The organism is Flavobacterium muglaense, from assembly GCF_014305155.1.
Taxonomy (GTDB): Bacteria; Bacteroidota; Bacteroidia; order Flavobacteriales; family Flavobacteriaceae; genus Flavobacterium; species Flavobacterium muglaense.
On sequence record NZ_JACRUK010000052.1, the window covers coordinates 1 to 26537 of the forward strand.

Below are 26537 nucleotides of genomic sequence, written 5' to 3' on the forward strand. Positions count from 1 at the left end.
TACTTTCTCCTTTGAATGATTCCATAATAAAATTCTTTCACGAAAGATAAGAATTTATCTTTACACCTCTATAAATTTATTTATAGTCTAGCATTTTCTGCTGTAACTTGTTTAGGGATGCACGCACAAGAATTTCAGGGTATGGCGATTTACGAGTCAAAAACAAGTATGGCCGATTTTAAGGCTAATAGGCCCAATAATAGAGATATTACACCAGAGATGGAAAAAATGATGGAGGAACGAATGAAGACGATGTTCGAAAAAACATTTGTACTTAATTTCGACAAGTCGGCTTCGATTTATAAAGAGCAGGAAAAATTAGAAACTCCAGGCGGACAACAGGGCGGAATGCGAATGATGAGCTCCATGATGGGCGGTGGTGGTACCTATTATAAAAATGTAAAGGATAAATCATATACTGTTGATAAGGAGTTTATGGGGAAAGAGTTTTTAGTAAAAGACTCATTGAATAATTTGAAATGGAAAATGGAAGGCGAAATACGCGTTATTGGTGGGTACAACTGTTTTAAAGCGACGGCTGTGCTTCCTGCAAGTACGTCTGATTTTAGAAATTTGAGACCTAAAAAAGATGACGACGAAGGGGCAAAACCAGAAGGGAACAACGCCGATAACAAAGAAAAGAAAACAGATTTTTTGAGTGGACTAAGTATGCCTAAGGAAGTAGTTGTTACGGCTTGGTACACTCCAGAAATTCCAGTTAATCAAGGGCCAGATAAATATTGGGGCTTGCCTGGTTTGATCTTAGAAATAAACGACGGAAAAACAGTAGTGTTGTGTTCTAAAGTCGTTTTGAACCCGAAAACTAAAGCCGATATCAAAGCGCCTTCTAACGGCAAAACAATTTCGCAAAAAGATTATGACGAGGTGGTGGTCAAGAAAATGAAGGAAATGCAAGAAATGAATCAAGGTCGCAATGGCAACGGTGGGATGCGCATGAGAATGGGGAATTAAAACTAGTTACGCAGTCAAATATAACTTCTAATACGCTTTTATGAATAAAATTATACCTCTTTGTTTTCTTTTTATCTGCTCGTTTTCTTTTGCGCAAGCGATCAAGTTAGACGGAGTAGTCACAGACTCAAAAGCCGGGCCTCTTGAAATGGCAAATGTGATGGCCATCAATAATGATACGAATGCTATGGATTCCTATGCTATTACAAATGATAAAGGAAAGTTTGTGCTGAGCCTAAAGGCGGATACGCATTATAGCATAAAAATAAGTTTCCTGGGAATGCAAAATAGAGAAATCGAAATTGTAACCAATACGGAGAATATCACTAAAACCATTGTGCTGCAGGAGGACGGAATTGAATTGAATGGAGTCGAAATTGTGCGTGAAATGCCAGTTTCTATCAAAGGAGATACTATTGTTTATAACGCAGATTCTTTTAAGTCAGGAACCGAAAGGAAATTAGAAGATGTATTAAAGAAACTTCCTGGTGTAGAAGTGAATGATGACGGTGAAGTGGAAGTTGAGGGTAAAAAAGTAACGAAATTAATGGTCGATGGTAAAGACTTTTTTGATGGAGACACAAAGTTGGGTGTAAAAAATATTCCGGCTGATGCGATTGACAAAGTACAAGTATTGCGTAATTATAGTGAGATTGGCGCCTTGAAAGGGGTAGAAAATAATCAAGATAATATTGCAATGAATATTAAACTTAAATCAGGGAAAAAGAATTTTTGGTTTGGGGATGTAACTGCTGGTCTAGGTGTAGATCAAGATTGGGATAGGTATATTGTGAATCCAAAGTTGTTTTATTACAGTCCTAAATACAGTATTAACTTGATTACAAATTTTAATAATATAGGAGAGTTGCCTTTGACTGCGCAGGATTATTTTAAGTTTACAGGCGGTTTTCGATCAATGATGAAAAAAGGAGGAAGCAGTTTTAATGTTTCTTCTAACGATTTGGGTATTTCATTACTTCGCAACAACAAGGCTAAGGAAATTGAAACCAAATTTGGTGCAGCAAATTTTTCGTATAGTATAACCAAAGCATGGAATGTAAGCGGTTTTGCAATCTTATCTGTTTCGGACACTGAGTTAGAAACGAAGTCGCAAACAACTATTCTAGATTCGGGTGACCAACAAAAAAAGCCAGGAATTAGCACGTCAAAAAAATAATTTAGGCATGTTTAAACTGAGTTCTAGTTATAAGCCCAATACAAAATTGCAATTTGACTATGACATCCTTTCTAAGCTTACCAAGCAAGATGAAGTAAGTGATTTATATCGTGAATCGTATATTCAAGGCACAGCCGCAGCTGAGTCAATATTGACTACTAAAAAGCAAAATCCCAATTCGATCAATCAAAATTTAAGCTTGTATTACACGCAGAACGACAAGAATATTTTTGCAGTAGAAATACAGCATTTGTATCAAGACGAAAACCCGTTTTACAATGCTAATTTGCAAACGCAACCATTTGTTTTAACGGATTATGTTTCAGGGCAAAATAGAAATGATTTGAATCAAAATCGTTTTGTGAAAACCAATAAAATAGACGCTAAGTTTGATTATTACTACATGGTAACTCCTAAAACGAATTTTAATCTAACCATTGGGAATACGTATTCACATCAAAATTTTAATTCGCATATTTTTCAAATATTAGACAATGGTGTGACAAATGATTTAACCAGTGCCGAAAATAATAATCAAGTACAATATGATTTTAATGATGTGTTTTTAGGACTGCATTATAAAATGCTTACGGGTAAATTTACGTTTACGCCAGGAGTGAGTGTGCATTATTATGATATGAATAACGGTCAACTAGGATCCAGTTTGAATCAGTCATTTGTGAGGTTCTTGCCCGATTTATTTGCTTTATACCAAATTAAAAAATCGGAGTCGCTAACCTATAATTTCTCTTTATCAAATGATTTTACAGATATTAATAAATTAGCTGAAGGGTATGTTTTTTCAAATTACAATAATTTGTTTAGAGGAAATAGAGCATTAGAAAATGCTACTTCGCAAGTGTACAGCTTGCGTTACTTTAAGTACAACATGTTCAATTTTGAAAATATTTTTGCAAATGCTTCTTATACTAAAAAAGTAGATGCTGTAAAATCAAGAGCCGATTTTATTGGAATTAATCAATCAACTACTCCATATAATTCTAATCTAGCCGATGAAACAATGGCTGCAATGGGTGGTTACGGTCGTTCTTTTTTGAAAAATTATAAGGCTTCGGCTAATGCGAGTTTAAATTGGTCGAAGTTCAATAATATTCAAAACAACAATCAGGCAACAACGGAGAGTTTTACGCAAAGTTATACTGTTAAGGTATCGACTAATTATAAAAACATGCCTAACCTAGAGTTGGGGTACAATTGGATCAATAACAAGTACAGTGGTGCTACCTTTATTACCGAGAAGCCTTTTGCAAAATTAGACTACTATTTTTTGAAAAGTTTCTCTTTTGTAACAGAATATGAGTTTTATCATTACTATAATGCTGCTAAAACAATTAATAACGAATATGATTTTCTATCGGCAAGTTTAATTTATCAAAAGAAAAATAGTAAATGGGAATATAAAGTAGCTGCAACTAATATTTTGAATACTGTGGCTTTGAACGAAGATAGCTTTTCACAATTTTCTACAAGAACCTCCCAATATACGGTGCAACCAAGGTATATTGTTTTTAGTTTAAAGTATAATTTGTAGGCATTACAGGTTTTAAAGCAATCGATTCACTGTGAAAAAAACTTTTTTTTTGACTTGAAAAATACTACATTTGGTCTAGGATTACTGGTGTTTTACCAGTAGGTATTAACTTATAAATAAATTATGAAAAAAATTGCTTTAGTATTAGCCTTGTTTGCATTTGGATTTGCCAATGCACAAGCTCCTTTAGAAGAAGGTGGGTTTCAATTGAATGGTGGATTTGGTGCAACAACTTACGGTGCTTCTGCCTATGCAGGTCTCGAGTATGGGTTGATGAAAGATATTTCCATAGGAGGTGAAATATCATACCAGTCTTATGGAGCAACGACTGCTATCTCTGGTTATGGTAATGATTATAATATTAATGCAATTGGGGTTCAAGCAAATGGAAGCTACCATTTTAATGAATTACTTCAAATACCTAGTAAATTTGATGTTTACGCTGGTGCAAATGTAAATTATTACAGTTGGTCTAAAAATGATTACGGTGTAAATAGTGTTGGCTTAGGTGTACATGCAGGTGGGCGTTATTTCTTCACGGATAATTTGGGAGTTAATGTGCAACTAGGTGGTGGTAATGTTTTTAGCGGTGTTAAAGTTGGAATCACATACAAATTGTAATTACACGATTAAGATATTATAATAAAGAGCTGTCATGTTTATGACAGCTCTTTTTTTGTGGATTAGCACAAAAAAAACGGTCATCTTTTCAGATAACCGTTTGTGATATTTATTTTAAGTTTTGAATTACAATCCAAAAGCAGCTTTAACTTGGTCAACAAAATCTAGTTTTTCCCAAGTGAATAACTCAACTTCAACAGTTTTTGTTAATCCTCCCGGAGCCGAGAATGTTTTTGTAACCGTTTCTGGTGTACGTCCCATGTGTCCGTAAGCAGCAGTTTCACTATAGATAGGGTTTCTTAATTTTAAGCGTTGCTCAATAAAGTAAGGGCGCATATCAAAGATCGCTTCTACTTTTTTAGCGATTTCACCGTCAGTTAAGTTCAGTTTTGATGTTCCGTAAGTTTCAATAAAGATTCCCATCGGTTTAGCAACACCAATAGCGTAAGATACTTGCACTAGAATTTCACTTGCAACACCTGCCGCAACAAGGTTTTTAGCGATATGACGTGTTGCGTAAGCAGCACTTCTATCTACCTTACTTGGGTCTTTTCCAGAGAATGCACCACCACCGTGAGCCCCTTTACCACCATAAGTATCTACAATGATTTTTCTACCAGTTAAACCAGTATCACCGTGAGGTCCACCAATCACAAATTTCCCTGTAGGGTTAATGTGGTAATGGATCGCGTCATTAAATAAATGAGCACTTTTTGGGTTTTTAGCGATGATTCTAGGAATCAAGATTTCTACAATGTCTTTTTTGATTTTAGCAAGCATAGTCGCTTCTTCGTCAAAATCATCGTGTTGTGTCGAGATAACAATTGCATCTATACGAGTTGGTACGTTGTCATCACTATATTCAAGAGTTACTTGAGATTTAGCATCAGGACGTAAATACGTAATTTCATTATTTTCACGTCTTAATAGTGCTAATTCTTGCAATAATTTATGAGATAAATCAAGCGCTAGTGGCATGAAGTTTTCCGTCTCGTTAGTTGCATAACCAAACATCATTCCTTGGTCACCTGCTCCTTGCTCTTCTGGGTTAGAACGGTCAACACCTTGATTAATATCTGCCGATTGTTCGTGAATTGCCGAAAGGATTCCACAAGAATTGGCCTCAAACATGTATTCACTTTTCGTATAACCAATTTTTCTGATTACCTCACGAGCAATATGTTGTACGTCTAAGTAAGTATTTGATTTTACTTCACCGGCTAAAATTACCTGACCTGTAGTCACTAATGTTTCGCAAGCTACTTTTGAATCAGCATCAAATGCCAAAAAGTTATCGATTAATGCATCTGAAATTTGATCTGCAATTTTGTCTGGATGTCCCTCACTCACAGATTCTGACGTAAATAAATAAGCCATAATAATTATTATTTTGAAATTAAGCGAGGAAAAATAATTGCAGGTATAATGCTAAAGGAGAGTATCTGCTTTAGCATTTTTTCTACTGAAAATTTTCAGCATCCATAATGAATTCGTTTCATTATGAAGAGGTTGCAATCAGTTCAAATTTTTCCTCTTGTATTTGAGTGCAAAGGTATGAAACCATTTTGAATTGCAAATTAATCTTAAGTTTTTTTTTTAATTTAAAACGACAACCAACCACCACAATGATTCTAGAAATGATTTGGGCGTGCCAGCAGTAGAAAAATGAGCTATTCACTTAGCGCTCAGTAGCTCATTTCACTACTGCTGTCGTGCTCGTTGCAAGTCCGCGTCAAGTTGCGCTATCGCTCCACTTGACTGTGGGCTTTTCACTGCTATCACTCACGCTGTTTTGCGTAATTGCTCGCATAAAAAATGCCGTACATTTCTAAGTGTACGGCATTTAATATGAATAAAGGATTAAATTTCCTATCATCAATAATTTAAACACAAGGGCTGCTAGTCTTGTTTTTAGGTTTTGTAACGTAAATCCAAACCATGCCATTTTTACTATCGTATTTCTCAATTAGCCCGTCGTTATGCAGGTCGTTTAGTATGACTGTGCTTTCTTCAATTGTAGTATCGGTTATAAAAGCATATTCGTTTTCGGTCATATTGTTAAAACGTTGAAACAACGATAGCGCACTGATTTCCTTATTGCTTTTAACCACGTTAGGGATAGCTTCCTGAATGACTTGTTCAAATTTTTCATAGGGCTGCAAACCAGAAATAGTTGTTTTTAGTTCGTTTCCTATAGAAAATAGTATGGTTGGAAAAGTAGTCACTTGTAGTTGTTTGGCGTACGCTAAATCTTCATTAAACAAATCCAATCCTTTTCCGTTGATGTCTTTTAAAAGTAAAGCCGAATTTAATCCGCAATTCAAGGCGGCAATTTCGATTTCAGGCCATTTGCTAATATTCTTTTTTTCGATAAAAATCATTTCCTGCAAGCGTCTCAATAGTGATACTGCCTTGTCATTACTTTGCAGTTGTGCTGCTTTGAAGGCAATACTCGGTGGGTAAGACGAGTCCAGTGGATCCTCAATCCAAATGTCGCCATCGAGTATAACTTGATATTCTTTGCTTATTTCTTCCCAGTGTTTGGCGGCATCTATTGGGTTTTTAATTATACCACGGTCATAGTTTTTCCAAGAAGGTAATAAGCCACCCATATGATATTGAATGTCTATGTAATCACCGTATACTAATTGAAGTTTTCGAAGTACAGGCTGTATGACCCAGCAAGTAGAGCATATCGGATCGGTGAAATAAGTAATTGTAATGGGTTTTTGAACAGGCTTCTTTTTGTCTTTGTCGCTAACTAATGGCAGTACATAGCCTTGTTCACTGTATTTCTTTGGATCTAAAAAACTTTTTTTCAAGGCACGCCCTTGCTCTAAGTGGTTGGTTAGGTCTTTGTGTCTTTCGTGATAGTATTTTTTAAAAGCGACTGTGATAGAATCAGACGTTGTTAATGCATTGGTCAATGTTTGTGCATCAAGCAAGGCATTAGTTGTTCCTGCACTGGTAAAAGGTAGTGCTAAGTGTGCTGCGTCTCCTATCAAAACCACATTCTCTTTGTGAAAACTAGGCAAAGTATCAAAGTCTCGAGTTTTCCAGATATAAGTACTGCTAAAATCATTGGCTTCTAGTACATTTCGCACTTCATCGGGAAATTCTTGTAGCATTTCAAAACAAAAATGACGTAGTGTTTCTGGACTGTCTCCTTCTTTTCCCGTGGCTAGTGTAACATCGTATTGCATGAACCAAACGGACTCATCGCAGGATGCTGGAATAAAGCCAAATGATAAGCCTTTGGTTTTACTTTGGTATTTCTGGAAAAGTACTTTTTCGGGATCAGTAATGGCTCTTTTTTTGGAAATACCTACAATCTCATGTACTGCGATGGGTGTAAAATGCACTTTGCCAAACAATGACTCTCGTACTTTAGAATTGCTTCCGTCAGCACCAATAAAGAGATCTCCATATTCAATGTCTCCATTTTGAAAAACAGCTGCTATCGCTAGTTTGTTTTCGAATAAAAAATGAGAAAAAACACGTCCCATTTTTAAAGTTTCAGCTGTAAAAAATGAATTTAAATACGCGATCAAATCAACGCGTTTCATACAATGCCAGCCATCCAGTTTTATACGAATTTCTTCATCGCCATCAGGTCGCTTTAAACTAAATAAATTGACATTTTGTTTTTGTAGTTCATGGTTTTGTGCATCTGTAAAAGCATTCAATATCGAAAGGCCATCTTCGCTCATCAAAAAAGCATGGCCTTGATTAACCATACTCGAGGATCGCTCGTTGATCACCACTTCCCAGTTTTCTTTGCGTAGCAATAGTCCCATAGCAAGACCTGCAATTCCGCCGCCTATAATTACTACTTTCATTTGATCACCTTTTTAATGCGGTGCATTGCCTCTTGAATTACTTCTGTAGAGGTTGCAAAACTCATTCTAATATAACCTTCGGCTCCATTACCAAACCACTGTTTTAGTCCGGGCACTACAGCAACTTTGGCATCTTGTAATAACAGCTCGTAGATTTCTTGACTGCTTTTATTGGTGCCAGTAATAGCTGTAAAAGCAACATAGCAACCATCCGGCGCAATGCAATTAAAGCCTGGGATAGTATTTAGTTCATCTACTATCAAAGTTTTGGTTTTTGAAAGATGACTGACAAAATCATTGAGGTAGTATGCGCAGTCGTTTAAGGCTGTTGTTGCAGCTATTTGCGACAAAACAGTTGCTCCATGTACAGTGGAATTGTGCAAAGAAATATCCATTAATAAATTGTAATGTTTTAAATTGTGAGCTATGACTGCCCCAATACGCAATCCAGCAAGGCCGTATGATTTACTAAACCCCGTAATGGTGATGGTTTGATTTCGTATTTCTTCATTTATAGCGGCAATGCTTGTAAAAACCGCTGGCGCAAATACAATGTCGCTCCATATTTCATCAGATAGAATGATGAGGTTGTGCTTGCAGGCAATTTCCCCCAGTTGTAGCAGTTCGCTTTTTGTAAATACTTTTCCCGTTGGATTAAGGGGATTGCATAAACAAATCATTTTAGTTTTTTTGGTAATGAGTTTTTCCATTTGCTCAAAATCAACGGTTGTTGTTCCTGGCGGTATGGCAAATGAAACGGCTGTGGCACCCACATTTTCTATAGAATAGCGAAATAAAAAATCGACTGGATCAAAAATAATGGCTTCGTCGCCAATATTTAAAAAAGCTTGACAGGTAAGATAAATTCCAAATGCCGCACTATCTACCGGGAAAGCATATTCGGGTTGTACGGGTACGTTTCTTCTAGTTTGAAAATAATTCGAAATGGCTTCTTTAAACTCAGGAAGTCCTTCGGGTGGGGTATAGCAAAAATAACGATCTTTTGCAAATTGACTGATGGCTTCGGCTATTTCGGGGGCACTTTTAAAATCGGGGTCGGCTGCTGTAAGCGGAATGACACCTTCGGGAACGGTGGCCCATCGTAAATTATAAGCGCGTTTTTTTAATAAATCAAAATCGATTGCATGGTTTTGAAACATAATTCTAAGTAGGTTTAGTTTTTGAGGCAAGTTGAACTATCAATTGCGTTTCTCAAAAATAAGAGTTTTTCTATGAATAGCGAGCTATTGCCTTCGATTTTTTGTGGGGAGATATCGTATAGTCTTTTTTTTTGCTTTTGCAAAAGCGCCACAATAACGGTGTAGTAAGCTAGCGGTCTGTGCTTTTTTAAATTAACATTTAGCGATAAGTTTGTTAATTATGTGTAAATAATTTGGAGGTTAGGGAATTAGTTTGCAAATTTGAGGAATAGAATTATTTAAAAATGACAACAATTAAACAAATGATGTGTAAAAATTTTCAGGAAATTTCCTGGGAACGCTCTATTGTTTAAATCGAAATACAAGCCCGATTATAGAACAAAGCCTCCCAAGAAATTGGGAGGCTTTTTTTTTACATCCAAACGAGATTAATAAGAACTAAAAATAAAAACAATGAGCAATTTAAAATTTGAAACAAACGCCTTACATGCTGGACACGATGTAACAAAACATGCAGGAACTAGAGCAGTGCCTATTTATCAAACATCATCTTATGTGTTCAATAACTCAGAGCATGCGGCTAACTTATTTGGCTTGTCGGAAGCGGGATACATCTATACAAGACTTAACAACCCTACTAATGATATTTTAGAGCAACGATTGGCGGCTCTTGAGGGCGGTATTGCAGCTGTGGTTACCGCATCAGGAACGGCGGCGATTGCGACAGGATTATTGACGATGTTGAAAACCGGTGACCATATTGTGGCTTCTAGTAGTTTGTACGGTGGTACGTTTAATTTGTTAAGTGCTACTTTACCGCGTCTGGGTATTACTACTACTTTCGTAGATCCTTCGGACGCTGCTAATTTTGCGAAAGCGGCCAAAGACAATACCAAAGTTGTTTTTGTAGAAAGCTTAGGGAATCCAAAATTAGATGTATTGGACTTAAAGGCGATTGCGGCTGTTGCCAAAACGCTAAAAGTTCCGTTTGTAGTGGATAATACAGTGGCTTCGCCTTATTTATTGAATCCTATTGCTCATGGTGCTAATATTGTTATTCATTCTTTGACTAAATATATTTCGGGTAACGGAACTTCATTAGGGGGTGCAATTATAGACGCTGGAACTTTTGACTGGAGTAGTGGTCGTTTCCCTGAATTTACAGAACCTAATCCGGGTTATCATGGTTTAGTGTATCACGATGCATTGGGAGCAGCTGCTTTTATTGCCAAAGTAAGAATTGAAGGGTTGCGTGATTATGGAGCTGCTTTGAGTCCGTTTAATGCATTCCAAATTATTCAAGGGTTAGAGACTTTATCCATTCGTGTTCAAAAACACAGTGAAAACGGACTGGCTCTAGCGCAATGGTTAGAATCGCAAGAGCAAGTGGCTTGGGTAAATTATCCAGGATTGAAATCTAGTAAGTATTATGATTTGGCTCAAGAGTATTTGCCAAAAGGACAAAACGGGTTAGTAACCTTTGGTCTTAAAGGTGGTTTTGATGCTGCAAAAAAAGTGGCTGATGATACGAAGTTGTTTTCGCTTTTAGCAAATATTGGTGATACTAAATCATTGATTATTCATCCATCAAGCACAACGCATCAACAATTGACCGAAGAGCAACAATTAACTTCTGGAGTTTCTAAAGATTTGATTCGTCTTTCTGTTGGTTTGGAAGATATTGAAGATTTGAAAGCCGACCTAAAAGCTGTCTTCGATTCTTTGTAAAAGCAATGATTGGGCGCTAAACGACTAATTTTCGTTGGAGACGATCGGTATTTGTTAATATTGACCATTTATTTGCAAAATTTACGTAAAAATACCGTTAAATGATTGAGTATCATTTGGAATTTAAAGAATTAAACCTGATATTTGTTACAGAAAAATACCAAAGATGAATTTTAATATTTGTAAACAGTTTATAGTCGTATCGAAGAAGTTCGGGAGTTTGTAATTGCCATACATTATATCAATATATAATATAGCAAGAGCCTCCCAAAGTAAAAATTGGCAGGCTCTTGTCTTTTTAAACAAAGATTAAATTTCATATTATAAATTAAAAATGAAGAAATTTTCAAATAAAAAAAATCAGATTTTTGTCGCAATGTTTTGCGCACAGTTTTGTTGATTCCAAAAGTATAAGTTTTATAGCTTTAATCCTTTTGGTATTTTTTCCAAAAGGATTTTTTTTATTCGAAAATGAAACATAAAAACAGAAAACAAACAACTTAAATATATAGATCATGAGTGCAGGAAACAGAATTTCAAGGGTATTAGGAGTATTAAGGAACCTAAGAGGCAAAAACAACAACAACAATACAATTGCTGTTGAAGAATTAGTAAATCCAAGATTGGGGATCAACCTTTCAAACGGACAAAAAGCGAAAGATGTAGTCAACTCATTGCAACTTTTGATGTATTCAAAAGAAAATGATACACTTTTTATTTAATTGAAAGCCCATCAACATCGTTTTTTACACGCGAGGAATTTCTGAATTGTTTGATTCAGTGATGTCTTGCGTTTTTTTGTTAAATATATTTTTTACTACCAATCCGAATGGTTTAAATTTGGTTGTTAAAAAAATATGTGGTTAATTTGCAGTAATAAGTTCACAAACGTATTGAAATGTTATAAAGAAAGGACGAGGGATTAGACCCGATGAAGCCTTAGCAACCCTTTGAGAAATCGAAGAAGGTGCTGCATTCTACCACTCCCAAAAGTGGAAAGATAACAACAAGAATTTCTCTAGTATTTACCTAGTTTTTTCTTTCTAATATTTCCAAATACAAATCAAAATCAATAAAAGATTTGACATTGGAAAATAAACCAACACATATTACCATACAAAATTTCACCACACATAATGGTGCTGTTTATGCTAGCCTTAACTTAAGTTATCAAGTTTTTGGGGCTCCCTTGCATACCGCTCCCATTATCTTAATTAATCATGCCTTGACGGGAAATTCTCAAGTTATTGGAGAATCCGGTTGGTGGAATGACATCGTGGGAATTGACAAAACAATCGATACTAGAAAATATACCATCGTCTCATTCGACGTTCCTGGTAATGGTTTCAACTCGGCTACCATCGAGAATTACAGAGATTTTATCGCCAGAGATATTGCTCGAATTTTTATCGAAGGGCTTCGGTCTTTAAAAATCGATAATTTATTTGCGCTTATCGGAGGTTCTGTAGGTGGCGGAATTGCCTGGGAGATTTTGGCCTTAGAGCCTAAACTAGCGCAGAATTTCATTCCCATTGCCACAGATTGGAAAGCGACTGACTGGTTGATTGCTAATTGTTATTTGCAAGAGCAAATATTAAACAATTCTAAAAAACCAATCGAGGATGCGCGCATACATGCTATGTTGTGTTACCGTACGCCAGAGTCATTCAAAGAGAAATTCAATAGAGACATCAATGTACAACTCGAAACTTTTCAAGTAGAGAGCTGGTTGAACTACCATGGCGAGAAATTAGAAAAAAGATTTCAGCTGGCGGCTTACAAAATGATGAATCAGCTATTGAAAACCATCGATATCACTCGCAATCACGAATCACTGGAAACGATTATTTCTAGAGTGGATGCCAACATATACATTGTAGGAATCAATTCGGATTTGTTTTTTACCGCAAAAGAGAATCGAGAGACCTACAACGAAATCAAAAAATTTAAAAATAATGTATTCTACAGCGAGATTGACTCGCAACACGGGCACGATGCCTTCTTGATGGAATACGAACAATTAGACAATTTATTAGAAGTTGTTTTTAAAAATAAAAAGCAGATGAAAATAGTAAAATTTGGTGGAAAATCTTTGGCTAACGGTCAAGGAATCAATACAGTTTTGGATATTATTGAAGGTAAAGTAAAGCAAGAAGAAAAAATTGCGGTTGTAGTTTCGGCACGTGGCAAAGCAACTGATGAACTTGACGATATTTTAACCATCGCTGCCAAAAACGGAAATTACAAACCTTTACTTGAAAGTTTTAAAACGTATCAAAAAGATGGTTTTGAAGCTGTTGATTTCTCGGCTGAATTTGATAAACTAGACAAACTATTTGAAGGAGTAAGTCTAATAGGTGATTATAGCGATAAAATCAAAGATCAGGTTTTAGCGCAAGGCGAAGTGCTCTCGGCAAAATTATTGGTGTTTTTATTGAATCAAAAAAACATTCCTGCAAAGCTGGCCGATACGAGAGAGTTGATTGTAACCGACTCGAATTTTGGTGATGCGCAGCCATTAGACGCGGTTTCTAAAAAGAATATTATCCAAGTTTTTAAAGAAAACAAAGACGCTATTCTGGTACTTACTGGTTTTATTGGTTCGAATGCCAAACAAGAAACAACAACCCTAGGTAGAAACGGAAGTAATTATACGGCATCATTAGTTGCTAATTATATCAATGCAGAAGAATTACAAAATTTCACGCACGTTGACGGAATTTACACTGCCAATCCTGAGTTAGTGCTGGATGCTAAAAAGATTGAAACACTATCTTATAATGAAGCGAATGAAATGGCCAACTTTGGTGCGAATATTTTACACGCCAAAACCATTATTCCTTTGTTGGAAAAAAATATTCCACTTCGAATCTTGAATACCTTCAATCATGAGAATAAAGGAACACTAATTACATCTAACTCTAATGCTGCCGGAATTAAAACGCTTTCTGTTCTAGAAAATGTTGCTTTGGTAAACCTAGAAGGAAGAGGATTATTAGGGAAAACAGGTGTTGATGCCCGTATTTTTAGAGTGATGGGAGATAATGATATTAGTGTAAGTATCATTTCACAAGGTTCTTCAGAGCGAGGAATCGGTCTTGTAGTAGCAGCTGATAAAGCGACAAAAGCAATGATCGAACTAGAAAAAGAATTCGAAAATGATTTCTATTCTAAGGATGTCAATAAAATTACGGTGGTTGATAACGTATCGGTGATTTCGATAATTGGGCAAGATTTAAGTACTTTTCACAAGCCTTATACGGCTTTGATAAAAAACAAAATTGTTCCTATTTTGTTTAATAATACCGTTACGGGTAAAAATGTGAGTTTAGTGGTTAAAAAATCTGAGCTAAACAAAGCATTAAACGTAATTCACGGTGAGATTTTTGGTGTGGCTAAGAAAATCAATATTGCCATTTTTGGTCATGGATTAGTGGGCGGAACCTTGATTAATCAAATTTTAGAATCGGCCAAAGCCATCGAAAAAAGAAAAGATGTTAAGCTAAATGTGTTTGCAATTGCTAACTCTAGAAACGTACTCCTGAACAAAAATGGAGTTTCGGCTAACTGGAAAAATGAAATTCAAACTAACGGTGCTTCGTACACCATTGATGACGTGATCGCTTATGCAAATGAGCACCATCTGGAGAATTTGATTGCCGTTGATAATACGGCGAGTGCTACTTTTGTAGAAAATTATATTTCGCTTGCCGAGAATAGTTTTGATTTGATTTCGTCAAATAAAGTAGCCAATACATTGAGTTATGGTTTTTACAAAGAATTGCGAAATGTACTTGCCGAAAATCAAAAGAACTATTTGTATGAAACAAACGTAGGCGCAGGTTTGCCATTAATTGATACGATAAAATTATTGCATCTTTCGGGTGAAAACATCACAAAAATAAAAGGAGTTTTCTCTGGAACATTGAGTTATTTGTTTAACAATTTCTCTGCTAAAGATGTTCCTTTTAGCGAAATATTAAAAGAAGCAATCGACAGCGGATTCACTGAGCCAGACCCAAGAGAAGATTTATGCGGGAATGACGTGGGAAGAAAATTATTGATCTTGGCTAGAGAATTGGATTTACAAAACGAGTTTGATGAGGTTGCGATACAGAATTTAATTCCGGAACATTTACGTGAAGGAAGTGCCGCTGATTTCTTAACGAAACTGAAAGAATTTGATCCTATTTATGATAAAATAAAAAAAGATCAAAAACCCAATCACGTTCTAAGATACATCGGTGAATTATCAGGAGACTTGCAACACGATAAAGGAATTTTGGAAGTAAAATTAGTTTCCGTACCTTCGGATACCGCTTTGGGAGGCTTAAAAGGTTCCGATTCTTTTTTCGAAATATACACAGAATCTTACGGAGACCGTCCAATTGTAATTCAAGGAGCTGGAGCTGGATCTGCAGTGACTGCCAGAGGAGTTTTTGGGGATATCTTGAGATTGTCTGATAAAGGGTAGTTTTTAGAGGAAGCAGTGTTCAGTTTTGAGTATTCAGTAAAATAAAAAAAATCGTGAATGTCATTTTTATTATAATTGGGCTGAATGTGACTATGATATTTTTGTTTGATAAAAGTAAATTGGATAACAAAGAATCATTTGTTAAAATACTAATGTTAAATATAATATTGTTTTTAGTAGCTTTAATATCCTTAGATACAGGTTTCGGGAAAAACACCGCTATTAATTCATTATTTGTACCATTGATAGCACAGTTTTTATATTACATTTTGAGTAAAACATTTTATCTAATATATGCAAGAAATAGTGTTGATACGTATTGGACAATAGACAGGAGATTATTTGAAGATGGTTGGTTCAATAGTATATTTTGGATAGTTTCAATTTTGCTATTCTTACTGGTATTGTAACGAGTTATTAAATTAAAATAAATAAAAAATCCGCGTTTAAATCAATGTTTTTGCGAAAGCAAATCCATTTTATCCGCGTTCAAATAAATAATAATAATTAAAAGGGACCAACCTTCGGTCTTGGCTCCCTCCCCTTCGGGGAGGGTTGGGGAGGGGATAACTATGAAAATTACATTAAATAGAGTAAACGACAATTTCCATTTCGAATTAAAAAACGAACGTGGCCATATTGTAAATGTAGATAGCCGTCCAGAATTTGGTGGCGATGATCAAGGACCAAGTCCGATGGAATTAGTATTGATGGGTGTAGCAGGTTGTAGTGCTATTGATATGATTTCGATCTTAAAAAAACAACGTCAAGAAATCACTTCGTTTAAAGCTGAGGTTGAGGGAGAACGTGTTCAAGTTGGTGAAGCAAAACCTTTCAAAGACATCCATTTGGTTTTTTATCTAGAAGGAAACATCAAGGAAGACAAAGCTGCCAAAGCGGCTCAACTTTCTTTTGATAAATACTGCTCGGTTTCTAAAACATTAGAACCAACTGCAACAATACATTATAAAGTAGTTTTGAATGCTGTTGAATTAGAAAAGATTTAAACTAGACACTTTCAAAATTTAATAATAATTAAAAAAATATTTTGTGTAACTCTGAGTATTCTCTGTGAATCTCTGTGGAGCACTTTTTTTAAAACAACATAAAATGAACGAAGAAGAATTTGGTTTTGAAACCGAAGCCATCCGCACCCAATTAGAACGCACGCAATATTTAGAACATTCGGTTCCATTGTACTTAACGTCAAGTTTTGTGTTTGAGGATGCTGAGGACATGCGTGCCTCATTTGCCGAAGAGAAAAGTCGAAATATCTATAGCCGTTACAGCAATCCAAATACGAATGAGTTTGTAGAAAAAGTGTGCAAAATGGAAGGTGCTACGGCAGGTTTTGCTTTTGCTTCTGGAATGGCTGCAGTGTATTCAACCCTGGCTGCTTTATTGAAATCAGGCGATCATATTGTCTCTTCGAGTAGTGTTTTTGGGGCGACTCATTCGTTGTTTATGAATTATTTCCCAAAGTGGAATATCGAGACTTCCTATTTCGATATTAACAAACCAGAAACGATTGAAAGTTTTATAACGCCTAATACAAAGATTCTTTTTGCCGAATCACCAACGAATCCAGCTGTTGATATTATCGATTTGGAACTGCTAGGGAATATTGCCAAAAAACACAATTTGATCCTGGTAATTGACAACTGTTTTGCAACGCCTTATTTGCAGCAACCTATAAAATGGGGAGCGCATTTAGTGGTGCATTCGGCGACCAAGTTAATGGATGGACAAGGACGTGTTTTAGGCGGAATTACAGTGGGTGATCCTGAACTGATTCAAAAAATCTATTTATTTAGCCGATTGACAGGGCCTTCTTTGTCGCCGTTTAATGCTTGGGTATTGTCTAAAAGTTTAGAGACTTTGGCCATTCGTTTGGATAGACATTGTGAAAATGCAATGAAAGTAGCGGAGTTTTTAGAGCAACATCCAAATGTAAATAAGGTGAAATATCCCTTTTTGAAATCACATCCACAATATGATATTGCCCAAAAACAAATGAAAGCTGGGGGTAATATTGTTGCTTTCGAAATAAAAGGCGGACTAGAAGCAGGACGTGCGTTTTTGGATAAAATAAAACTGTGTTCGCTTTCGCCAAATTTAGGAGACACAAGAACAATCGTGACGCATCCAGCATCAACTACGCATACTAAATTATCCGTTGAGGAAAGATTAGCAGTAAGTATTACTGATGGTTTAGTACGTGTTTCTGTAGGATTAGAAACCGTGAAAGACGTAATTGCTGATTTAGAGCAGGCGCTGTCATAGATTCGAAATATTTTTATTTTCTGATTAACATTTTTTTAATGGATTTTATTCCATTAAAAATTGTTAATCAGATTTTTTTGTTTTTTAATTACATATGTAATCCATTGATTTTATGAAGCCAAGATTAATTATTTTATCAGATTTGTGGGGGGAAGAACGTTCAAGCTGGGTCGCTAGCTATGTAGAGTTATTGTCGCCTTTTTTCGATCTAAAGCAATATGATTGTTGTGATTTGGGAGAAATAGACAAAGCAAACTATAACGAGAAAAATCTCCACAATCAGTTTGTGAATGGCGGAATTGAAAGGGCTGTGGATGCTCTTCTGAAAAAAGAAAGAAATACTGTTACAGTTTTGGCTTTTAGTATTGGTGGGACAATTGCATGGAAAGCGGCTTTAAAAGGGTTAAAAGTTGAAACTTTGATAGCCATTTCTTCTACAAGATTACGGTACGAAACCCAAGTGCCTAATTGCCGGGTGAAATTGTATTTTGGGGAACGGGATGATAACAAACCTGATGGGAGTTGGTTCATGAATTGCCAAATTGTTCCTGAAATCAATAAAAATAAAGGCCATTTGATGTATGTCGAAAAAGATTTTATACATTTGGTTTGCAATGCAATTTTAAATCAAAATTTATAAGTTGTTAATCTGCAATCTAAAATTCATTAAATGCTTTCAAAGAAAACTAAATACGGAATCAAAGCGTTGACTTTTTTGGCTCGTCAAGAAGATCAAACACCGGTTGCTATTGCAGATATTGCAAAGAGCGAAAATATTTCAATTAAGTTTTTGGAAAGTATCTTATTGCTTTTGCGTAATTCAGGTTTCTTAGGTGCTAAAAAAGGCAAAGGTGGAGGGTATTATTTGATAAAGGAACCAAAGGATATTAACATGGCTAAGGTGTATCGAATTCTTGAGGGACCTATTGCTTTATTGCCTTGTGCCAGTCATAATTTTTATGAAAAATGTGATGATTGTCAAGATGAGGTTGCTTGTGCGGTACGTAAATTAATGACAGAAGTTCGTGATAATACACTCAAAATTTTAGAAAATAATACACTTGCTGATATTGCTTTTTAAGCTGTAAGTGTTTAAATAAAAAAGGGTCTTTCGATGTTGATACATGGAAAGCCCCTTTTTGTTGGATTATCTATTTTAGTTTTGTTAAGCCATAAATACCAGTTTGTAACCTACAAAGAATAACATTCCTGCGATCGCATTTCGAAGTAGTAAATCAGGAACTTTTCCGCTTAACATACTTCCTACGAATATTCCTGGAAGGGATCCCATTAGCAATTGCGCTAGTAATCCCAAATCTAAATTTCCCATACTTGCATGGCCTAGGCCGGCAACTAATGTTAATGGTACGGCATGGGCGATTTCAGTCCCAACTAGTTTTGGTGTTGCTAAAAGGGGATATAAGAAGAACAAAGTTACTGTTCCTAAAGCGCCTGCTCCAATAGAAGTTAAAGTTACAGTAGCGCCTAATAGCACCCCTATTGCTACGGTTAGCCAATTTTGTGTTCGGCTTTCACTATGGAATTTGTCTCCCGAGTGCTTTTGCGAAATGGCCATTAGTTTTTTCTTGAATAATACAGCGATTGAGGTTAATAATAATGCCCAACCCAAACTATATTTTATAACTGCATTTAATGCGCTTATATCGGTTTTTATACTGTTTAGAGTCCATAGTGTTAGTAAAGCGGCAGGAACACTACCTAGTGAAAGCCATCCAGTAATGGTCCAGTTGATATTGTTTTTCTTGTGATGTACGTATACTCCACCCATTTTAGTGAATGCAGCGTATAGTAAATCCGTACCTACTGCTGTAGTGGGCGGAATACCAAACCATAATAAAATAGGCGTCATTAAAGAACCGCCACCAACTCCAGTGAGTCCAACGATGAAACCCACGGTTAGTCCTGCAACTACTAATCCGAATTGAAAATCCATATTATAAATATTTTTGGCAAAAATAACAACTATTTTATTATTATCCTATAGGGGAAGTAGGCTAATTGGTTTTTTTTATGCTTTTTTAGGATTTTACTTTTACTTTTGACTTGTAACTGTGAATAATTTAGTGTGAACTGTTATTTTCGAACAATTCTATATTTTTTAGTTGTTATTTATGTAAAGTGCTTTTTGTGAAGGGTTAAGGCAGGATGTTGTTTTTAATAAAATAGTATTTTTTATTTTGTAGTTTGGAAATAAGTAGTACTTTTGCGAAGTAATCTACTAAACCGATAGGGTAATAGATTTTATAGTAAATAAAAGAAAATGAGCACAACGATAGTACATACATTATTAGAAAAAACAAAAGACTTTTCAATTGAAGAGACTTTTGCTTTTTTGGCAAATGAATATAAAGACAAGGTGGTTTTTTCAACTTCTTTCGGGCAAGAGGACCAGGTGATAACAGCGCTAATTGCAAATAGTAATGTTGCGATCAACATCTTTACTCTGGATACTGGTCGTTTGTTTCAAGAAACTTACGATGTTTTTCACAAAACATTAAAGAAGTATAAAAAACACATTGAAGTGTATTTCCCAGAAGCGGAAGCAGTTCAAAACCTTCTTAATGCGAAGGGACCTAATAGCTTTTACGAGTCGGTTGATAATAGAAAAGAGTGTTGTTTTATTCGAAAAGTAGCGCCATTGACTAAAGCTTTAAAAGGAAATTCAGTTTGGATTACGGGTTTAAGAGCGGAGCAATCAGAAAATAGAAATGATTTGCCTCTTTTTGAATATGATGCGAAGTTTGAAATCATCAAATTCAATCCTTTGTTAAAGTGGACTTTGAAAGAAGTGGAGGATTATATCGAAAAAAACAATGTGCCTCAAAACGCTTTGCACAAAAAAGGATTTGTAAGTATAGGTTGTGCGCCTTGTACCAGAGCAATCGCCGAGGGAGAAGACATCAGAGCCGGAAGATGGTGGTGGGAATCAAGCCATAAAGAATGTGGTTTACACCAGAAGTAGTAATTAGTGAATAGTAAAGAGTAATTAGAAAAAAATATAAATAGTTAAGGGATTTATTTGGGTTGCAATAACTTGAAACTTTAAACCTGAAACTTTTAAACAAAAGAGATGAGTTCAATATTAAAAACAAACGCATTAGAAAGCGAAGCGATATACATTTTCAGAGAAGTAATTTCTCAATTTGATAAGCCAGTTTTGCTTTTTTCTGGAGGAAAAGATTCAATTACATTGGTAAGGTTAGCGCAAAAAGCATTCTTCCCTGCAAAAATTCCTTTTCCATTATTGCACGTAGATACAGGTCATAACTTTCCTGAAACAATTGAATTCAGAGACCGATTGGTAAAAGAATTAGGTTTAGAATTAATCGTTCGTAATGTACAAGATGCAATTGACGAAGGAAAAGTTGTTGAAGAAACTGGTAAATACTCTAGTAGAAACAGTTTGCAAACGACTACTTTATTAGATGCAATTGACGAATTCAAATTTGATGCTTGTATTGGTGGAGCACGTCGCGATGAAGAAAAAGCGAGAGCTAAAGAACGTATTTTTTCTGTTCGTGATGATTTTGGTCAGTGGGATGAAAAAAATCAACGTCCAGAATTGTTTGATTTATTGAATGGTAAAATTGAAAACGGTCAAAACGTACGTGTTTTTCCAATTTCAAACTGGACAGAATTAGATGTTTGGAGCTATATCGAACAAGAACAAATCGAGATACCATCAATTTACTTCTCACACAAACGTAAAGTATTCTTGAGAGACGGAATGATTTGGTCACACTCTCCTTATGTATACCAAGAGGAAAACGAAGAAATTGAAGAACGTATTGTTCGTTTTAGAACAGTAGGTGATATGAGTTGTACAGCAGCAGTTGATTCTTATGCGGCAACAATCTCAGAAGTAGTAGGGGAAATTAGAGCTTCTACAATATCTGAAAGAGGTGCTCGAATTGACGACAAACGTTCAGAGGCAGCCATGGAGAAAAGAAAACAACAAGGATACTTTTAGAATGAAGTCCTTAAAGTTTCTTTTGGGTGTATTGCTGTTTAGTATTGGAATACAAGCCCAAACTGAAAAAAATGTCGACAAGCAAAGTTTACTATGGTTTAGATATTACAATCAGTTGGAATTAAGTAATAAATGGTCTGTACATACTGAGATTGATAATCGAATTTTTATAAATCCAGTAACCCAAAACACTTTTGTGAGTCGGGTTCAACTGAGAGATAAGATAACTGATAAGGTGGAGTTAGGTGCAGGTTTTGCTTACTTCTCAGTGGCAACACAAGATCCTGAAGTTAAAACGGATTTTCATATTCCTGAATATCGTTTGCAACAAGATGCAACCGTGAAACAGAGTCTAGGTAAAGTGAATCTAACTCACCGGTATATGATAGAGGAACGGTTTGTTCATAATGCAAGTAAAATAATGCTTGAAGAAGGGACTACGTTTTACTTGAGATTTAGATACCGAATCCAAGGAGATTACACTTTTTGGAAGAAAGAAAAACAATATCTAAAAGGAATTCTATCGGATGAAATAATGATTAATGGCGGAAACAAAATTATCAAAAACACATTCGATCAAAACCGAATTTACGCAGCAGTACAAGTAGGAGTTAGTCCGGCAGTTGCATTAGAGTTGGGTTATTTGAATAGTTTTCAAGAAAGAGCAAATGGAGTGGATTATTTCAATAGAGATATTATACGATTTAGTTTCATCCATAAGGTTAAGATATAAAAGATATTCTCTAATGAGAATTAAATAATAAGACAATAAATTAACGTCTCGACTCCCCCTCCTTCGGAGGGGGTTGGGGGAGGATTTAAACAAAAAATATAAAATGGAAGTTTTAAAAATAGCAACAGCAGGAAGTGTAGATGACGGAAAAAGTACATTAATCGGGAGATTATTATACGATACACAATCTTTGACTACAGACAAACTGGAAGCAATAGAAAAAAGCAGCAAGCAAAAAGGATATGATTATTTAGATTTTTCTTTGGCTACTGATGGTTTAGTTGCAGAGAGAGAGCAAGGAATAACAATTGATGTGGCGCATATTTATTTTTCTACAGCTAAGAAAAGTTACATCATTGCAGATACTCCAGGTCACGTAGAGTACACGCGTAACATGGTTACAGGAGCTTCAACTTCGCAAGTGTCTATCATTTTGATTGATGCTCGTAAAGGAGTGATTGAGCAAACGTACCGCCACTTTTTTATCAATAATTTATTGAGAGTTAAAGAGGTTATTGTTGCTGTTAATAAAATGGATTTAGTTGATTATTCTGAAGAAGTTTATAATAAAATTAAAGCCGACTTTGAAGCGCTAAATGCAAAAAGTACGTTCAAAGAACAAAACGTAAGTTACATTCCGTTGAGTGCTTTGACTGGTGATAATGTAGTAGAATCTTTAGGTGGAATGCCTTGGTACGAAGGACAAACAATCCTAGAACACCTTGAAGCTTTAGAGCCTGCGGATGTTTACGAAAAAGGAAAAGCACGTTTCCCGGTGCAAACGGTTATTCGTCCAAAAACAGAAGAGTACCACGATTTTAGAGGATATGCTGGGAAATTATACGGTAATAATATTAAAGTAGGAGATGCGGTAACAGTATTGCCTTCTTTGACAGAGTCGAAAGTAACTAACATTCACTTTTTCGATCAACAATTTGACGAAGCTTCAGTAGGTTCATCAGTTACAATCGAATTAGAAAATGATATCAATGTAACTAGAGGCGACATGATTGTAAAATCATCTGAATTGCCTAAAGTGGAGAAAGACATCAACACAACAGTTTGTTGGATGGACAGTAAAAAGTTGGTTCCTGGGGCGAAATATTTTGTACAACACAATACGAATAGAGTTTTAGCTAAAATTGACAGCGTGAAAAATGTAATTGCAACTGATTTTTCAGGAACTACAGAAGCGTCTCAATTAGCAATTAACGAAATAGGAGAAGTAAATATCAAATTAAGCAAAGCGATTTATTTTGATGCTTACAACGACAATAAATCAAACGGTGCTTTTATCTTAATCGATGCAGCAACCAATACAACAGCAGGAGTAGGATTTATTCGATAGGAATCCCCACCCCAGCCCTCCCCAAAGGGGAGGGAGAGATTGTAGAAAATGTTTGTAGATAAGCTTTGTGGTTATAAAATTTATTATTTAAGAAATAAAAAAGCTGAGTTTCATTCTGGTCATAAAATTTAGACCCAGAATATAACAAGAATCAAGCTCCTCAATGGCTCCCCCTCCTTCGGAGGGGGCCGGGGGGAGGATAATAGTAAAGACGTATGGAAAGTTTTAGAACCGAAATAGAAAATCCGATTGTTCAAAAAGAGATCATCGATTTAGAAAGAAAAATTGCATTATTCAAAGACGGTAAAATTGACGACGAACGTTTTCGTAGTCTGCGTTTAGCGCGTGGAGTTTACGGTCAGCGTCAAGAAGGCGTACAAATGATTCGTATCAAATTGCCTTTTGGTAAGGTGACTAGCGAGCAATTAGTGCGTATTACTAAAGTTTCTGATGAGTATTCAACAGGACGTTTGCATATTACAACGCGTCAGGATATCCAGATTCACTATGTGAGTTTAGATAGAACTCCGGAGCTTTGGGCAAACCTTGCCAAAGACGATATTACACTTCGTGAAGCTTGTGGAAATACGGTAAGAAATATTACAGCAAGTGAATTAGCGGGTGTTGATGTTGACGAACCTTTTGATGTATCGCCATATGCACACGCGATGTTTCAGTTTTTCTTGCGAAACCCAATTTGTCAAGAAATGGGACGTAAATTCAAAATGTCGTTTTCTTCTTCTGATAAAGATACGGCCTTGAGTTATTTACACGATTTAGGATTTATTCCAAAAATTGTAAACGGGGAACGCGGTTTCAAAGTAATGTTAGGTGGCGGATTAGGTTCGCAACCACATCATGCGGAGTTATTGTCAGAATTCATTCCGGTAAACCAAATCATCCCAACTACCGAAGGAGTGTTAAGAGTTTTTGATCGTCATGGTGAAAGAGCCAAACGTTTAAAAGCACGTATGAAATTCCTAATCAAAGACATTGGTTTAGAAGAATTTTTACGCTTAGTTGACGAAGAGAAAAAGGCATTATCCTACCAGACAGTTGAAATTGATACTACTGCTTTTGATGGTGAAATTCCAGCTACTTTATTAGAAGTTCCTGCGGTAACGATTGATGATACTGCGGCTTACGAAGCTTGGAAACAATCGAATGTAATTGCTCAAAAACAAGCGGGTTATGTTGCCATTGGAATCAAAGTGCTTTTAGGAGATTTTTACACGGACAAAGCAAGAGCTTTAGCCGAATTAATTAAAAATTACGGAGCCAATGAATTGCGTTTTTCATTAAAGCAAAACATTGTGCTGAGAAATATAAAAGAAGATAATTTACCTTTCTTCTACCAAGAATTAGCCAAATTAGATTTTGTGACTGTAGGTTACGATACCATTGGTGATATTACAGCTTGCCCAGGAACAGATACTTGTAATCTCGGAATTGCAAGCAGTACTGGAATTGCCGAAGAGTTAGAAAGAGTATTGAAATTAGAGTTTCCACAATACAAAGACAATCGCGAAATCACGATTAAAATTAGTGGTTGTATGAATGCTTGTGGGCAACACAACATGTCACAAATAGGTTTTCAAGGAATGTCTATTAACTCAGGTAAACTAGTAGCTCCGGCTTTACAAGTATTGCTTGGTGGTGGGATTCTAGGAGATGGAAAAGGACGTTTTTCTGATAAAGTAATTAAGATTCCAAGTCGTAGAGGACCGGATGCACTGCGTTTGATCTTAAATGATTTCGAAGCAAATGGGAACGGAAAGTCTTTCTTAGATTATTATGACGCTCAAGGCGAAAAGTATTTTTACGAATTCTTGAAACCATTGGCAGATGTAACTAATCTTACAGACGAAGATTTTATCGACTGGGGAAATGCAGATAATTATGTAAAAGCAGTTGGAGTAGGAGAATGTGCTGGAGTTGTAATTGACTTGGTTGCGACTTTACTTCTAGAAGCCAAAGATAAATTGACGTTTGCTCAAGAAGCTTTCGAAGATAAAAAATGGGCTGATGCTATTTACTTAGGGTATGCAGGATTTGTAAACGGTGCAAAAGCATTATTATTGGCTGAAAACCAAAAAACAAACCATCATGCTGGAATCATCAATTTGTTTGATACGGTTTTTATCGAAAGCAATAAAATTACTTTAGATTCGACTTTTAAAGACTTGGTATACCAAATCAATCAAAACGAACCTACGGAGGCTTTCGCCAAAAAATACATACAAGAAGCAATTGCTTTCTTTTCAGATTTAGAAACATACAGAGCCAAAGATTTAGCTAATGCATAACACCATAAAACCCATAGTAACTTTAGTAGGAGCAGGTCCGGGAGATCCCGATTTGTTAACCGTAAAAGGGGCGAAAGCTTTGGCGAAAGCCGATGTGGTTTTATATGATGCTTTGGCAAATGAAGAGTTATTAAGCTATGCTCCTAAAAAAGCATTAAAAATATTTGTCGGAAAAAGAAAAGGATGTCACGCTTACACACAAGACCAAATCAACCAACTAATTGTAGATAATGCCTTGACTTATGGTCATGTCGTTCGTCTTAAAGGTGGAGATCCTTTTATTGGTCCCAAAAATAGTTAAAACTATGCACTTTAGTGCATTTCGCTTTTAGCTTCTAAAAATGTACATTTGA

Annotated in this window: 18 protein-coding genes, 2 pseudogenes and 1 riboswitch; of the genes and pseudogenes, 16 read left to right on the forward strand and 4 right to left on the reverse strand. The window is 35.8% G+C overall.

What is annotated here, in order from left to right; genetic code table 11:
• The first annotated feature begins 78 nt into the window (after nt 1–78).
• The 3 genes and pseudogenes from H8R24_RS15235 to H8R24_RS15245 all read left to right on the forward strand — a co-directional run bounded on the left by H8R24_RS15235 (nt 79) and on the right by H8R24_RS15245 (nt 4322).
• A complete protein-coding gene (locus H8R24_RS15235) occupies nt 79–972 on the forward strand; it encodes a GLPGLI family protein (protein ID WP_317172590.1) in 894 nt (297 codons plus the stop codon).
• Between the two features lie 40 nt (nt 973–1012).
• Nucleotides 1013–3701, forward strand: a pseudogene (locus H8R24_RS18445) (carboxypeptidase-like regulatory domain-containing protein).
• Between the two features lie 123 nt (nt 3702–3824).
• A complete protein-coding gene (locus tag H8R24_RS15245) occupies nt 3825–4322 on the forward strand; it encodes a porin family protein (protein WP_187020735.1) in 498 nt (165 codons plus the stop codon).
• 126 nt (nt 4323–4448) lie between these two features.
• Here H8R24_RS15245 and metK read toward each other — a convergent pair whose 3' ends face one another.
• The 3 genes from metK to H8R24_RS15260 form a co-directional block, all read right to left on the reverse strand.
• Nucleotides 4449–5699, reverse strand: a complete 1251-nt coding sequence (gene metK / locus H8R24_RS15250) for a methionine adenosyltransferase (RefSeq protein ID WP_187020738.1) — start codon at nt 5697–5699, stop codon at nt 4449–4451.
• Between the two features lie 506 nt (nt 5700–6205).
• On the reverse strand, nt 6206–8161 hold the full coding sequence (locus H8R24_RS15255; RefSeq protein ID WP_187020740.1) for a DsbA family protein: 1956 nt from the start codon (nt 8159–8161) through the stop codon (nt 6206–6208).
• Nucleotides 8158–9321, reverse strand: a complete 1164-nt coding sequence (locus H8R24_RS15260) for a pyridoxal phosphate-dependent aminotransferase (RefSeq protein WP_187020742.1) — start codon at nt 9319–9321, stop codon at nt 8158–8160. The genes H8R24_RS15255 and H8R24_RS15260 overlap by 4 nt, the downstream gene beginning before the upstream one ends.
• Nucleotides 9322–9774: 453 nt before the next feature.
• On the opposite strand from H8R24_RS15260, the gene H8R24_RS15265 reads away from it, so the two are divergent.
• From H8R24_RS15265 to H8R24_RS15295, 7 genes are all read left to right on the forward strand, one after another.
• Nucleotides 9775–11049, forward strand: coding sequence for an O-acetylhomoserine aminocarboxypropyltransferase/cysteine synthase family protein (locus tag H8R24_RS15265; protein WP_187020745.1), 1275 nt, complete (start codon nt 9775–9777; stop codon nt 11047–11049).
• Between the two features lie 515 nt (nt 11050–11564).
• Nucleotides 11565–11771: a hypothetical protein gene (locus tag H8R24_RS15270; protein WP_187020769.1), complete on the forward strand. Its 207-nt coding sequence runs from the start codon at nt 11565–11567 to the stop codon at nt 11769–11771.
• Between the two features lie 176 nt (nt 11772–11947).
• Nucleotides 11948–12056, forward strand: a riboswitch (SAM riboswitch).
• An 80-nt stretch (nt 12057–12136) separates the two neighbouring features.
• Nucleotides 12137–15523 carry a bifunctional aspartate kinase/homoserine dehydrogenase I gene (thrA, locus tag H8R24_RS15275; RefSeq protein ID WP_187020747.1) on the forward strand — a complete coding sequence of 1129 codons (3387 nt, stop codon included), beginning with the start codon at nt 12137–12139 and terminating at the stop codon, nt 15521–15523.
• Nucleotides 15524–16095: 572 nt separating this feature from the next.
• Complete coding sequence (locus H8R24_RS15280; RefSeq protein ID WP_187020750.1) at nt 16096–16530, forward strand: OsmC family protein; 435 nt, start codon at nt 16096–16098, stop codon at nt 16528–16530.
• Nucleotides 16531–16633: 103 nt separating this feature from the next.
• The gene (locus tag H8R24_RS15285; RefSeq protein WP_187020752.1) at nt 16634–17806 is read left to right on the forward strand and encodes a trans-sulfuration enzyme family protein; all 1173 of its coding nucleotides are present in this window, start codon (nt 16634–16636) and stop codon (nt 17804–17806) included.
• A gap of 112 nt (nt 17807–17918) precedes the next feature.
• Nucleotides 17919–18446 carry an alpha/beta hydrolase gene (locus H8R24_RS15290; protein ID WP_187020754.1) on the forward strand — a complete coding sequence of 176 codons (528 nt, stop codon included), beginning with the start codon at nt 17919–17921 and terminating at the stop codon, nt 18444–18446.
• Between the two features lie 30 nt (nt 18447–18476).
• Nucleotides 18477–18887 carry an RrF2 family transcriptional regulator gene (locus H8R24_RS15295; protein ID WP_187020756.1) on the forward strand — a complete coding sequence of 137 codons (411 nt, stop codon included), beginning with the start codon at nt 18477–18479 and terminating at the stop codon, nt 18885–18887.
• Nucleotides 18888–18971: 84 nt separating this feature from the next.
• Here H8R24_RS15295 and H8R24_RS15300 read toward each other — a convergent pair whose 3' ends face one another.
• Nucleotides 18972–19760 carry a sulfite exporter TauE/SafE family protein gene (locus H8R24_RS15300; RefSeq protein WP_187020758.1) on the reverse strand — a complete coding sequence of 263 codons (789 nt, stop codon included), beginning with the start codon at nt 19758–19760 and terminating at the stop codon, nt 18972–18974.
• Between the two features lie 327 nt (nt 19761–20087).
• On the opposite strand from H8R24_RS15300, the gene H8R24_RS15305 reads away from it, so the two are divergent.
• The 6 genes and pseudogenes from H8R24_RS15305 to H8R24_RS15330 all read left to right on the forward strand — a co-directional run.
• Complete coding sequence (locus H8R24_RS15305) at nt 20088–20789, forward strand: phosphoadenylyl-sulfate reductase (protein WP_187020760.1); 702 nt, start codon at nt 20088–20090, stop codon at nt 20787–20789.
• A gap of 108 nt (nt 20790–20897) precedes the next feature.
• Entirely contained in the window at nt 20898–21797 is a 900-nt protein-coding gene (gene cysD / locus H8R24_RS15310; protein ID WP_026708314.1) for a sulfate adenylyltransferase subunit CysD, read from the forward strand.
• A 1-nt stretch (nt 21798) separates the two neighbouring features.
• Entirely contained in the window at nt 21799–22530 is a 732-nt protein-coding gene (locus H8R24_RS15315) for a DUF2490 domain-containing protein (protein ID WP_187020762.1), read from the forward strand.
• A gap of 103 nt (nt 22531–22633) precedes the next feature.
• Nucleotides 22634–23878 (forward strand): sulfate adenylyltransferase subunit 1, encoded by a 1245-nt coding sequence (locus tag H8R24_RS15320; RefSeq protein ID WP_187020764.1) that lies wholly within the window; start codon nt 22634–22636, stop codon nt 23876–23878.
• 215 nt (nt 23879–24093) lie between these two features.
• The gene (locus H8R24_RS15325; RefSeq protein ID WP_187020766.1) at nt 24094–26184 is read left to right on the forward strand and encodes a HEPN domain-containing protein; all 2091 of its coding nucleotides are present in this window, start codon (nt 24094–24096) and stop codon (nt 26182–26184) included.
• A pseudogene (locus H8R24_RS15330) lies at nt 26177–26482 on the forward strand (uroporphyrinogen-III C-methyltransferase); the annotation flags it as partial. The gene H8R24_RS15325 and the pseudogene H8R24_RS15330, both read left to right, overlap by 8 nt.
• Nucleotides 26483–26537 lie beyond the last annotated feature (55 nt).

What these genes read in the sequence shown, in the direction of transcription:
- cysD (WP_026708314.1), top strand. Translation starts at nt 20,898, where the DNA reads ATGAGTTCAATATTAAAAACAAACGCATTAGAAAGCGAAGCGATATAC.
- H8R24_RS15255 (WP_187020740.1), bottom strand. Translation starts at nt 8,161, where the DNA reads ATGAAAGTAGTAATTATAGGCGGCGGAATTGCAGGTCTTGCTATGGGA.
- H8R24_RS15285 (WP_187020752.1), top strand. Translation starts at nt 16,634, where the DNA reads ATGAACGAAGAAGAATTTGGTTTTGAAACCGAAGCCATCCGCACCCAA.
- H8R24_RS15300 (WP_187020758.1), bottom strand. Translation starts at nt 19,760, where the DNA reads ATGGATTTTCAATTCGGATTAGTAGTTGCAGGACTAACCGTGGGTTTC.
- H8R24_RS15295 (WP_187020756.1), top strand. Translation starts at nt 18,477, where the DNA reads ATGCTTTCAAAGAAAACTAAATACGGAATCAAAGCGTTGACTTTTTTG.
- H8R24_RS15270 (WP_187020769.1), top strand. Translation starts at nt 11,565, where the DNA reads ATGAGTGCAGGAAACAGAATTTCAAGGGTATTAGGAGTATTAAGGAAC.
- metK (WP_187020738.1), bottom strand. Translation starts at nt 5,699, where the DNA reads ATGGCTTATTTATTTACGTCAGAATCTGTGAGTGAGGGACATCCAGAC.
- H8R24_RS15280 (WP_187020750.1), top strand. Translation starts at nt 16,096, where the DNA reads ATGAAAATTACATTAAATAGAGTAAACGACAATTTCCATTTCGAATTA.
- H8R24_RS15320 (WP_187020764.1), top strand. Translation starts at nt 22,634, where the DNA reads ATGGAAGTTTTAAAAATAGCAACAGCAGGAAGTGTAGATGACGGAAAA.
- H8R24_RS15305 (WP_187020760.1), top strand. Translation starts at nt 20,088, where the DNA reads ATGAGCACAACGATAGTACATACATTATTAGAAAAAACAAAAGACTTT.
- H8R24_RS15290 (WP_187020754.1), top strand. Translation starts at nt 17,919, where the DNA reads ATGAAGCCAAGATTAATTATTTTATCAGATTTGTGGGGGGAAGAACGT.
- H8R24_RS15245 (WP_187020735.1), top strand. Translation starts at nt 3,825, where the DNA reads ATGAAAAAAATTGCTTTAGTATTAGCCTTGTTTGCATTTGGATTTGCC.
- H8R24_RS15265 (WP_187020745.1), top strand. Translation starts at nt 9,775, where the DNA reads ATGAGCAATTTAAAATTTGAAACAAACGCCTTACATGCTGGACACGAT.
- H8R24_RS15315 (WP_187020762.1), top strand. Translation starts at nt 21,799, where the DNA reads ATGAAGTCCTTAAAGTTTCTTTTGGGTGTATTGCTGTTTAGTATTGGA.
- H8R24_RS15325 (WP_187020766.1), top strand. Translation starts at nt 24,094, where the DNA reads ATGGAAAGTTTTAGAACCGAAATAGAAAATCCGATTGTTCAAAAAGAG.
- H8R24_RS15260 (WP_187020742.1), bottom strand. Translation starts at nt 9,321, where the DNA reads ATGTTTCAAAACCATGCAATCGATTTTGATTTATTAAAAAAACGCGCT.